This window comes from Mesorhizobium sp. LSHC420B00, assembly GCF_000503055.1.
Lineage (GTDB): Bacteria > Pseudomonadota > Alphaproteobacteria > Rhizobiales > Rhizobiaceae > Mesorhizobium.
The window spans coordinates 1-10,184 of sequence record NZ_AYVY01000058.1; the positions used below are offsets into that span (position 1 = coordinate 1).

The 10,184-nt window shown below is 61.1% G+C and carries 12 protein-coding genes; 9 read left to right on the plus strand and 3 right to left on the minus strand.

All coding sequences use genetic code 11. The annotated features are described in order from the left end of the window. The first annotated feature begins 145 nt into the window (after positions 1-145). The 3 genes from X760_RS78995 (at position 146) to X760_RS77615 (ending at position 4,516) form a co-directional block, all read left to right on the plus strand. Positions 146-1,819, plus strand: coding sequence for a helix-turn-helix transcriptional regulator (locus X760_RS78995; RefSeq protein ID WP_023723145.1), 1,674 nt, complete (start codon positions 146-148; stop codon positions 1,817-1,819). A 202-nt stretch (positions 1,820-2,021) separates the two neighbouring features. Next, positions 2,022-2,702 (plus strand): hypothetical protein, encoded by a 681-nt coding sequence (locus tag X760_RS73045; RefSeq protein WP_031195505.1) that lies wholly within the window; start codon positions 2,022-2,024, stop codon positions 2,700-2,702. A gap of 50 nt (positions 2,703-2,752) precedes the next feature. Next, positions 2,753-4,516, plus strand: a complete 1,764-nt coding sequence (locus X760_RS77615) for an alpha/beta fold hydrolase (RefSeq protein ID WP_198030584.1) — start codon at positions 2,753-2,755, stop codon at positions 4,514-4,516. A 243-nt stretch (positions 4,517-4,759) separates the two neighbouring features. Here the strand turns inward: X760_RS77615 and X760_RS73050 are convergent, their stop codons facing one another. Further along, on the minus strand, positions 4,760-5,806 hold the full coding sequence (locus tag X760_RS73050) for an NAD(P)-dependent alcohol dehydrogenase (RefSeq protein ID WP_023723149.1): 1,047 nt from the start codon (positions 5,804-5,806) through the stop codon (positions 4,760-4,762). Between the two features lie 727 nt (positions 5,807-6,533). Here X760_RS73050 and X760_RS78720 point away from each other — a divergent pair. Both X760_RS78720 and X760_RS73055 read left to right on the plus strand, forming a co-directional pair. Then, positions 6,534-6,953 carry a hypothetical protein gene (locus X760_RS78720; RefSeq protein WP_245278797.1) on the plus strand — a complete coding sequence of 140 codons (420 nt, stop codon included), beginning with the start codon at positions 6,534-6,536 and terminating at the stop codon, positions 6,951-6,953. 1 nt (position 6,954) lies between these two features. Further along, positions 6,955-7,521, plus strand: a complete 567-nt coding sequence (locus X760_RS73055) for a hypothetical protein (protein WP_023723151.1) — start codon at positions 6,955-6,957, stop codon at positions 7,519-7,521. An 87-nt stretch (positions 7,522-7,608) separates the two neighbouring features. Here X760_RS73055 and X760_RS73060 read toward each other — a convergent pair whose 3' ends face one another. Beyond that, positions 7,609-7,788 (minus strand): hypothetical protein, encoded by a 180-nt coding sequence (locus X760_RS73060; protein ID WP_023723152.1) that lies wholly within the window; start codon positions 7,786-7,788, stop codon positions 7,609-7,611. A 170-nt stretch (positions 7,789-7,958) separates the two neighbouring features. Between X760_RS73060 and X760_RS78725 the strand changes: the two genes are divergently transcribed. Further along, complete coding sequence (locus X760_RS78725) at positions 7,959-8,309, plus strand: hypothetical protein (protein WP_245278798.1); 351 nt, start codon at positions 7,959-7,961, stop codon at positions 8,307-8,309. After that, the gene (locus tag X760_RS73065; RefSeq protein WP_245278799.1) at positions 8,252-8,851 is read left to right on the plus strand and encodes a phosphotransferase; all 600 of its coding nucleotides are present in this window, start codon (positions 8,252-8,254) and stop codon (positions 8,849-8,851) included. The genes X760_RS78725 and X760_RS73065 overlap by 58 nt, the downstream gene beginning before the upstream one ends. A gap of 129 nt (positions 8,852-8,980) precedes the next feature. On the opposite strand, the gene X760_RS73070 is transcribed toward X760_RS73065, so the two are convergent. Beyond that, a complete protein-coding gene (locus X760_RS73070) occupies positions 8,981-9,220 on the minus strand; it encodes a hypothetical protein (RefSeq protein WP_023723155.1) in 240 nt (79 codons plus the stop codon). Positions 9,221-9,265: 45 nt separating this feature from the next. Here X760_RS73070 and X760_RS73075 point away from each other — a divergent pair, with 45 nt between their 5' ends. Continuing rightward, on the plus strand, positions 9,266-9,655 hold the full coding sequence (locus X760_RS73075) for an antitoxin Xre/MbcA/ParS toxin-binding domain-containing protein (protein ID WP_031195508.1): 390 nt from the start codon (positions 9,266-9,268) through the stop codon (positions 9,653-9,655). Beyond that, positions 9,652-10,170 (plus strand): RES family NAD+ phosphorylase, encoded by a 519-nt coding sequence (locus X760_RS0140615; protein ID WP_031195511.1) that lies wholly within the window; start codon positions 9,652-9,654, stop codon positions 10,168-10,170. The genes X760_RS73075 and X760_RS0140615 overlap by 4 nt, the downstream gene beginning before the upstream one ends. The last annotated feature ends 14 nt before the right edge of the window (positions 10,171-10,184 follow it).

Consider the following 10,184-nt stretch of genomic DNA (forward strand, 5'->3'; position numbering starts at 1 on the left):
CTGCGTTTCATGTCCTGGTCCTCTCGATGGGCCAGAACGAACTTCAAACCGGATTAGATCAGAGGGGCAAGGTCACATGCTATACTCCGCCTCGGAAAGTAGCCATTGATGGCTAGGATTTCTGTTCGTCTGCGGAGCCAATGGGATGGGCAGCTCAGATCGACAGCAATGCAACAGCGGCTCCCTGGAAGAGACGGATCAGCTCGCTCTCGGTCGTGAGGCTTACGAAGAAAGGGCGTGGGGCGACGCCTATAGGTTCCTCTCGCACGCCGATGAGACGGCTCCGCTTGCTGTGGATGATCTCGAACGGCTGGCGATGTCGGCCTATTTGACTGGGCGCGACGAGGAGTACCTGCGGGCCTTGGAGCGAACCCATCATGCATATCTCGACGCTGGCGAATACCATCGCGCCGCCCGCTGCGCCTTCTGGCTGGGCCTGCGTCTTGTCTTTCGTGGGGAGATGGCTCCGGCGACCGGCTGGTTTGGGCGGGCCCATCGACTGCTCGAACGCGAGCCACATGATTGTGTCGAACAGGGTTACCTGATGCTGCCCCACGTCGAACAGAATCTTGCTGCGGGCAACCTTGAGGCAGCCTACGCTGCGGCCAGCGGCGCAGTCGAGATTGGCGAGCGCTTTGCGGACGCGGATCTCGTTGCCTGTGCGCGGCACCTGCAGGGCCGTGTTCTGTTACGTCAGCGGCGGACCACAGAAGGTTTCGCGCTTCTCGATGAGGCGATGGTTTCGGTCACGGCCGGCGAATTGTCGCCGCTGCTTACCGGCCTGATCTACTGCAGCGTGATCGAAGCGTGTCAGCAAGTCCATGCTCTGGGTCGCGCACGCGAATGGACTTCCGCTCTGGGGCGATGGTGCTCGGAACAGCCCCAGCTGATCAGTTTTAGCGGCACCTGCCTGATGCATCGCGCTGAAATTAAACGGCTCAGCGGCGCATGGCAGGACGCAATCGACGAAGCGCAGCATGCCGTGGAGCGTTTGACGCAGTCAAATAATCGAAAAGATACGGCTGGGGCGTGGTACCAGTTGGCGGAAGTACACCGCCTCCGTGGAGACTTTGAAGCGGCCGAACAGGCATATCGGAGTGCAAGCCAATATGGCTTCGAACCGCAGCCGGGCCTTGCCCTGTTGCGGTTGGCCGAAAGGCACATCGATGCGGCTGTGGCCGCAATCCGGCGCGTCATGGCCGCGACGACCGACCAAGTGAAGCGCATTCGGCTGCTGCCAGCTCACGTCGAGATCATGCTGGCGGCTGACGACATCGAGGAAGCACGGCGTGCCTGCCACGAACTGGCGGACGTTGCAGAAAGCTACGGGACCGAACCGTTGCGCGCCCTTGCCGCCCACGCGCGGGGAGCGGTGGAACTGGCAGAAGGCGAAGCGCAGGCCGCGGCGATTTGTCTGCGCCGGGCAATAGAGGAGTGGCAGCAAGTCGACGCGCCATACGAAGCAGCGCGCGTACGGGTCATCATGGGCCTGGCATGCCGCGCCCTCGGTGACCAAGACGGCGCGACACTGGAGCTGCAGGCAGCACGGACAGTATTTCAGCAGCTTGGTGCCACGCCCGACGTTTCTCGCATCGATGCTCTGCTTGACATGCGGTCGGAGGAAGCCAGCGGTCTCTCTGCCCGCGAGTTGCAAGTCCTCCGCCTGATCGCTTCTGGCAAAACCAACAAGGAAATCGCCAACGAACTGCATTTGAGCGGAAAGACAGTGGACAGGCACGCAAGCAATATCTTCAACAAGCTCGACGTCCCCACTCGCACCGCCGCCACCGCTTGGGCCTACGAGCACCGCCTAGTCTGAGCGTGCCCGGCAATGGGTGGAATCACCCATGCATCGTCGGCGCCGATTGGGTAGTTCGCCCGAAGCGCCGCCTTCCCTTCCGGCCTAAGCTTGCACCTGTCGGCTATGGATGCGCGGCGCCTCGGCGCAACTCGCCTGCAGACTGCAGGACGGACTCGGTGATCGCGCTGCAAACATCCGGCCACAATGAAAGGAGGAAGCGATGTCACGTACCGATACCAGGATGCGGGTCGCGGGCGCCTGGCTTGCGATTGCTTCTGTACTCTTAGGTTTCGTCCTGGTCGGTCACGGGCCGATTCATCCCGACCTCGCCCTTCAAATGCACATCATCGCCAACAACGTCACCCTGTGGGTGGTCGTGCATTGGGCCGCCGCGGCAGCACTGTCGCTGTTCGTCGTCGCGAGCCTGATCGTGTTGACCGCGGGCTCTCGCCTGACCGAACACTGGTGGACCCTATCCGCCTGGGCGGTGGTGCCGGTCGGCGCCCTCTGGACGATGACCACCGCCGTGGCCGAGGCCACCACCGTCGCCGATGCCGCCGCCGCCAACGATATGGCGCGCTTCACGGTCTGGTGGGCGTTCGCCGAAGGCAAGGCCAACGGATTCATGTTCCTGTGTCTGGCGGTTGTCGTGATCGCCGGCAATGAGGCGCTGAGCCGGCAACAGATAACGCCGACCTGGGCGTCACTGGTCGGAGTTGTGGCTGGGCTTGCTGCCTTTGCCGGCTGGCCGTTGGGCATGTGGTTCGGCATCTGGCTGGGCAGCCTCGTCTGGGTTGCGTCGTCTTTCGTGATGGCCCTTTGGACGTTGTGGTTCGGATTGGGGCTCGCGCGAACCGAGATCAGCGTGTCAACCGCTCGCAGCTCGCGCTCTAGCACGTGAGCAACCCAAGAGGCGAGGCGGCATGTGCAAGACGAAATCGCCCTATCAACATGAGGGAGGCCATGATGACTCACGTTGAAGACTACACCGCCACCCCGGCGGCAATTGAATCGAACCGCATATCCGGAGAAGCTGCGCGCAAGCGCCTGCTCACCGGGCTGTCGATCGCCGAACGGCGGCTCGAATTGGCCGGCATCTCGACCGTGCTACTGGACGGGGGCGCGGGATCACCGATCGTGCTGTTGCATGGCCCAGGAGAACATGCAGCAAAGTGGCTGAGAATTCTTCCGGAGCTTGTGAGAACGCATCACGTAATCGCGCCCGATCTGCCGGGCCACGGCACGTCGGGGACCGTCGAGGGTCCGATTCATCCCGATCGTGTTCTCGCGTGGCTTGGCGAACTCATCGAACGCACCTGCCCAACACCGCCCATTCTTGTCGGCCAAATTCTCGGCGCCGCAATTGCTGCTCGCTTTGCCGCCAAGCACGGTAGCCAGCTCCGCTGCTTGGTGCTGTCGGACGCGCTCGGCCTTGCGCCGTTTCAGCCGGCGCCTGAATTCGGTGCGGCCCTCGCCGCGTTCGTCACGGAGCCAAGTCCGGAAAGCCATGACCGCCTCTGGCAGCAATGCGCCTTCGACCTCGACACGCTGCGTGATCATATGGGCGAGAACTGGGAGCGGCTGCGAGCCTACAATCTCGATCGCGCGCAGGCGCCGGAGTTGAAGCCGACCCAGCAAGGTCTGATGGAGCAGTTCGGATTTCCCGCAATCCCATCAGAGGAACTAGCGCGCATCAGAATCCCGACCTTCCTGATCTGGGGGCGGCACGATCTTGCCACCCCATTGCCTGTAGCGGAAGCGGCGAGCGTCCGATATGGGTGGCCGCTCCACATTATCGACGGCGCCGCCGATGATCCGCCGATCGAGCAGCCTGCCGAATTTGTAAAGGTGCTGCGGGCTGCGCTTGCCGCAGCCGGATCCGCGACTCCTCAGGCGCTGCCGGACACACGTGAGGCTTGGGACCGAATTGCCTCGGGTTACGATCGGACGAATACCGAAACACAGATGTGGCTTGGCAATGAGAGTCTGGCCAGGGCAGGGCTCCGCCCAGGTATGTGCCTTCTTGACATTGCATCCGGCAGCGGCGCGCTCAGTATCCCGGCAGCTCGGATCGGTGCCGAGGTAGTCGCCGTCGACCAGTCGCCCGTCATGCTCCGCCTGCTGCGAGAGCGCGCCAGCCGCGAAAGCCTGGAAATTGACGCCCGCGTGATGGACGGGCATGCGCTTGCCTTTGTCGACGACAGCTTCGACGTGGCGGGATCTCAGTTTGGGGTCATGCTCTTTCCCGACATGCCGATGGGCATTCGGGAGATGACGCGGGTTGTCAAACCTGGAGGGCGGGTGCTGGTCATTGCCTATGGCGACCCGCATCGAATTGACTTCCTCACTTTCTTGGTTGGGGCCGTTCAATCGGTACGCCCGGAGTTTAATGGTCCGCCAATGGATCCGCCGCCACTGCCGTTTCAGCTCAGCGATCCGGAGCGGCTTGCCCGCGAACTGGCAAAGGCTGGACTGAACGGCGTCAATGTCGAGATGATCACCGAGAGCACGGCGTTCAAGTCAGGTGCTGAGCTATGGGATTGGATCGTATGGAGCAATCCGATTGTCGAGGAAGTGCTTGGCAGCCTCGCGTTGAGCGAAGGCGAGCGCGCGGTCATTCGCCAGACGCTCGATCGCATGGTGCGCGAACGGGCCGGCGATGACGCTTCGGCCATTCTGAGAAACCCCGTCAATATTGGCATCGGGACCAAATGACCGCGCGGGCGATGGACCGGAGGATGGTGGCCGAGAAGGTGGCGCGCCCGAACAGATTCGAACTCCTGCCCCGGGGCCTGGAGGAGCGCAAGGTGCGACGAAGTCGTTTCTGGGTTTTATCCTAGGGTTCGCCGGACCATACGAGATGATACGAGACATATGGGTTGGCGAACCAGCCGCGGCTGTCATGGCTGCCGTTATGGATCGCTTCCTAGTCGGCGAGCTGTAGAAAACAGCGTCCCCTTAATCCGGCAATCGGATCTGAAGCTTTACGTCCGCCGGCCGGGCTTCCACTGCGCGGTCGAAGGCGGTGATGGAATCTTCGAAGGGGAAGGTCGCCGAAATGAGTGGCTTCAGGTCGACCCGGCCCGACCCCATCAGCGCGATTGCCCGCTCATATTGGTGGGCATAGCGGAAAACGGTCTCGATACGGACTTCCTTGGTCGAGGCCGTGGCAATGTCGAGCGCCACAGGCGCCACGGGCAGGCCGACCACCACCGCCGCGCCACCGGGCCGCGGCAGATCGAGCAGGGTCTCCCATGCCTTGGACGAGCCCGAGCATTCGAAGACGACGTCGGCGCCCCAGCCGTCGGTCAGGCGCTTTACCTCCGCCGCCAGGCTCTTGTCGCGGATGTTGACCGGGATCACACCTTGATAGCCGCCGGCGATGTCGAGCTTGGGTTGGGCGAGATCTGCAACAATGGCGCGGGCACAGCCGCCGGCGAGCGCAGCGATCGCCACCATCGTGCCGATCGGCCCTGCGCCAATCACCACCGCCGTGTCGCCCGGCGCGATCTTTGCTTTGGCAGCCGCCTGCAACCCGACAGCGAAAGGCTCCACCATGGCGCCTTCGGCGAAGCTGACATTATCGGGCAGTTTAAAAGTGTAGTTGGCGGGGTGAACGACATAGGGTGTCAACACGCCGTGGATCGGCGGCGTTGCCCAGAATCTGACAGCCGGGTCGATGTTGTAGAGGCCGAGCCGGCTCGCTCGCGAATTCGGGTCGGGGATGCCCGGCTCCATACAGACGCGGTCGCCGACCTTCAGATGCTCGACGCCTTCGCCTGTTTCGACGACGGTGCCAGCGGCTTCGTGACCCAAGACCATCGGCGCCTCGACCACGAACGGGCCGATGCGGCCATGCGTGTAGTAATGCACGTCGGAACCGCAGATGCCCACCGTATGGATCTTGATGCGCACTTCGCCCGGGCCAACCGTCTGCGGCAAGTCGATGTCGCGCAGCTTGAGTTCGTGCTGGCGTTCAAGGACAAGGGCGCGAACGTTCGTCATCGACGTAATCTCCTCTAATGCCGATTGTTCGAGGCCTCCTCGACCTTACTTGCATTCGGCACGCTCATCATAGCCGCTTATCCGCGGCTTCAAAATCCAGTTCGGAAGGGTGTTGCTTGATTCCGACTATGCGTACCAACTTCCCGGCCAAGGGCTTTGAAGGCCGACCATGACGCTGCGGAATTAGCGTTTGGATCATCCAGCGTGCTCTGAGGTATCCAGTGATGGGTTGGCAACAGGACAGGAACCCAGTGTTTAGAGGGCGACGTGCACGCTCGGTGCACACAAAAGTCGCCCATTTTTCGGTTCTGTTTTGGCGAAGCGGCGCAACAAGGGATGGGTGACGCGATTTTGCGACAGTGTCGCCCGGCTTTGGCCGCCCGAGCGACAGAGCGCCTGACGTTAGGCGATGTAGGTGCTGCGTCGATCATGGCTCCACCAGTTGCTGGATTGCGTGCATCGGTAGGACCAGCCGGAGGGAGTCCGGCAGCCGCACGAAGCCGTTTCCCTCATAGAGGGCAGCGGCGCGCTCGCTGAGGAACCGACTGTGGCCGCGCTCGCATAGGCGCGCCGCACGGCGTCGGCGAGAAGCATCGCATCCAGGCGTTCGCCCTGCCGGGCTTCCGAGACCGCCAGCCGTCGCCGCATTTCGGTGGCTCCTTGAAAATTGTCTCAATCATGTTATGTTGGACGAAATCGTGAAATGTCAGACATTGGAGGCTGCGTCATGGCGAAGGCAGCGAGGAAGAAACACACGGGTGGTGGCGCGGAACGGCAAGGGAGATTTGCCATTCAGAAGCGCGCCGGTATGGCCGGTATAATCGAAATGACGAGGAAGGCCGGCGAGCCACTTCCGAAGACTGGTCGGGCAACAAAGACCGGCAAGTCTGTCGCGGTCAGCAGAACCCGTGTTGAGGCCGTCATGAAGGCGGCGGAACGTTCTGGTCTGCTGGGTGAGAAGAGCACGCGGATCGGTGGTCGTATCAGTCCGGCGCTGATCGAAAAAGCCAAGAAGCAGACCGGGATCAAGACTGACACCGACTTGATCGAATTCGCCCTCGCCAATGTCGCCCTCGACGACAATTTCGGACAGACGTTCAGAAAGACGAGAGGCACCATCGATCCGACGCTTAAGCTCGGGTTCTGAGTTGACTGACTTTGATTTTGCCAGTTCTGTCCGCTGGGCACGATTCGATCCTCAGGAAAGGCTGTCTCGCCGCAAGGACGACGACCTTCCGTTCCTCGGTGATACTGCCGAGGCGGGGCAAGAGCTGATGCTCGATACCTGTGTCTACATTGATGGTTTGCAGAGCCACGCCCCGGATGTTGTCGCCGATCTGCTCGATCTCAGACTGAGTAATCATTCGACGGTTGCCATCCAGAAACTCATGCACACCGTCGGCGTGCTGGACCCCAAGCATCCCGGTACAAAGACTGCAATCAAACAGATTGGCGCTACCATTCGCGTCATGCACCCGCATCGTGTCTTCGCACCGGATACGGACGTGCTTGGAAAAGCTGCGCTGCTGTCCGGCATCATGTGCCGCCTTCAGGGCTACCAGAAAGATGCTCGCCTCCGCGCGCTTCAGGATTGTGTCTTGTTCCTGCAGGCGCAGAAGCTAGGGTTCACGGTACTCACAGCGAACATCAGCGACTTCGATTATCTTCTTCAGCTAATTCCGACCGGACGGGCGCTGTTTTACCGGCAAGCCTGATCGTCACGCCCGGGACACCATCATTTGCAAGCTCTGCTTAGCGTCCCGGAGCACAAGAACCCTATCAATCGGTTCCTGATCTGGGATCTACCGTCCGGTCATTCGCGGCGTGCTGAAGCAAAGACACTCACCATCGCGCTCGCGATTGTCGACATTGCCGACGTGGCCCGACATCGACGCATCCATCATGCTGCCGAGGCCGCCGGCGATCTGCGCGTCGCCACGGTTTACTCCCTGGGAATAGGGGGACCTCTGCTTGATGCTCATAGACCGCGATCGGCGGGCTGAGGTATCGTGGCGAAAATTTCTGGGCGTCGGCATCTATGCCAAGCGAAGCGCCGCAAGGAAGATTTTGATGGCATCGGTGGAGGTAGGACAAGAGTGTGGAATGCCTCGGGTGCTGCGCATATTCGAGCTCGGCAGGACGAGAATTCATGATGCATGACGACCAGGTGGATATCGACATCGATATCGCCCGCCAGATGATCCGCGACCAGTTTCCCCAGTATCGTCATGAAGACATCACCTCAGTTAGATCGTCGGGAACCGTCAATGCCATCTTCCGCATTGGCTCGAAGAGCACGGCGCGGTTCCCACTGAGGGCGATGAATCCGACCGAATGCGCCAATATGCTTCGGTCAGAGGCCGCTGCCATGGTCGAGATTGGGGAACATTGCTATTTCCGACGCCTCAACCGATTGGGCTCGGCGAGCCAGGTCCTCACTACCCAATGCCATGGGCGTTACAAACTTGGATCGAAGGCGAGGTTGCCACGCCGCACGGGCTAAGTGGATCGACGACGTTCGCCCTAGACCTTGTACACCTCGTGGCATCGTTGCGCCAAGCGGACACACGGGGCCGACGCTTCGACGGGCAAGGACGTGGTGGACATCTCTCCGATCATGACGATTGGATGAGTGTTTGCTTTAAAAACAGCGAGGGCCTTCTTGATGTGGCTCGACTGCGCGATTTGTGGACTCGCTTCCGGGAGTTGCCATCCGCTGGGCCTGTCGTGATGACTCATAGGGACCCTATCCCAGCAAACCTTCTCGTGCAGGGCGGGCGTCTTGTCGGAGTGCTTGATGGCGGCAGTTTCGGACCAGCCGACCCGTCGCTAGATTTGGTAGTCGCGTGGCATCTTCTAGACCGCGAGCGAAGAGCGACCTTTCGGTGCGGCCTTCAGGTTGAAGATCTTTGGTGGAAGCGTGGTGTTGCTTGGGCATTCCAGCAGGCAATGGGTCTCGTCTGGTATTACCATCGCACCAACCCCGCCATGAGTGCGCTGGGGCGCAGCACGATCTCTCGCATTCTCGACGATCCGGACATCTGAATCGCGCAGTCCCTCCGTCGGGACGGACGTTCGTTTCCTAAACGGGGTTTGTCTACCATGCGCCGGAGTGTCGCGAGACACCGAACCAACTGCTCGCGGCGCCAATCGCGCACATCACGAGGATATCGCTCAAACTTTTGATCGGCCACCAACCTCCTCCCTCCGCTTGCCTTCGTCTTTGAAAGACAACGTCAGCGTTTCGTGCAATTTGCCGAGTGTGCCGTCCTTGCGAAAACGAATTCCCTGGAGGACGAAGGTGACATGCCCGCGGAACGAGATCTGGCGGGTGCTGTCGCCCGGGGCACGCGTCCAGAAGCCGCCAAACAACGCCATGCGCTTGGGGGCTTGAAACCAGTCGAAAAGCGCCATATGTTTTGCACAGTAAATACGGCTGCTAATATGACAAGGAACTCCATGGGGCAAGCCCTCAAGAAATCCATGCAGAATGAACCCCTGGTTTTGTCCTATATGGACCGTGCCGGGAAAATTGCCGTTGACCAGGTGGCCGACAGCTTTGGAATGTCCAAGGGTCAGTTGGCTCAGACGGCCGGGCTTGCCCGCGAAACCCTCTATCGGCTGGAGCGCAGCCGCACGGCAAAGACGCAGGGGCGTCTGCGCGAGATGCTCGAAATCATCAGCCGCGTGACGGATTGGGCGGGAGGCAAGGAACAGGCCATGGCCTGGTACCGAGCCCAGCCGCTGCCGGCATTCGGTGGACGCACCGCCGAAGCCCTCGTGAAGGACGGCAAGGCCGCTGCTATTCGCGACTACCTCGATCACATGGCCCTGGGTGGCTTTGCTTGAGGTTTGTCGGAACCTGCTACAGGGCGCATGATCCACGTTGGGCATTCAAGCCGAGTTCCGGTGATGGAGCGGCGATCAGGGGCGCTCGATTCAATCCCAAAGGTGTGCCCGCGCTATATCTGGCGCTGACCGTCATGACGGCTGTCAAGGAAGCCAACCAGGGCTTCGCGCATCGCATCGACCCCTGCGTGCTGTGCTCTTATGAGGTGGACTGCGAGGACATCACTGATCTGACAACCGAGCAGGGGAGGGGAGAATCTTCTGTCACGCTTGCGGACATGGGGAGCGCCTGGGCCACGGCTCTCAGCAACGGAGAGCGACCTGCATCCTGGTCCATCTATGACCGGCTGCGGCCTCAGGGCATCGCTGGAATTCTGGTGCCGAGTTTTGCCCCGGGCGCGGAGACGGAGGACCGCAATCTGGTGCTATGGGACTGGGGCCCGGATCTTCCGCACAAAGTGAACGTGTTCGATCCGAGCGGTCGGCTGCCGAAAGACCAGCTGTCCTGGCGATGAAACAGGCCGGATGG

Coding starts and splice junctions, on each gene's coding strand:
- X760_RS77615 (WP_198030584.1), top strand. CDS start 2,753: ATGAGGGAGGCCATGATGACTCACGTTGAAGACTACACCGCCACCCCG.
- X760_RS73070 (WP_023723155.1), bottom strand. CDS start 9,220: ATGGCGCTTTTCGACTGGTTTCAAGCCCCCAAGCGCATGGCGTTGTTT.
- X760_RS73045 (WP_031195505.1), top strand. CDS start 2,022: ATGTCACGTACCGATACCAGGATGCGGGTCGCGGGCGCCTGGCTTGCG.
- X760_RS73060 (WP_023723152.1), bottom strand. CDS start 7,788: ATGAGCATCAAGCAGAGGTCCCCCTATTCCCAGGGAGTAAACCGTGGC.
- X760_RS73050 (WP_023723149.1), bottom strand. CDS start 5,806: ATGACGAACGTTCGCGCCCTTGTCCTTGAACGCCAGCACGAACTCAAG.
- X760_RS73065 (WP_245278799.1), top strand. CDS start 8,252: ATGCCATGGGCGTTACAAACTTGGATCGAAGGCGAGGTTGCCACGCCG.
- X760_RS73075 (WP_031195508.1), top strand. CDS start 9,266: ATGGGGCAAGCCCTCAAGAAATCCATGCAGAATGAACCCCTGGTTTTG.
- X760_RS78725 (WP_245278798.1), top strand. CDS start 7,959: ATGCATGACGACCAGGTGGATATCGACATCGATATCGCCCGCCAGATG.
- X760_RS78720 (WP_245278797.1), top strand. CDS start 6,534: ATGGCGAAGGCAGCGAGGAAGAAACACACGGGTGGTGGCGCGGAACGG.
- X760_RS78995 (WP_023723145.1), top strand. CDS start 146: ATGGGCAGCTCAGATCGACAGCAATGCAACAGCGGCTCCCTGGAAGAG.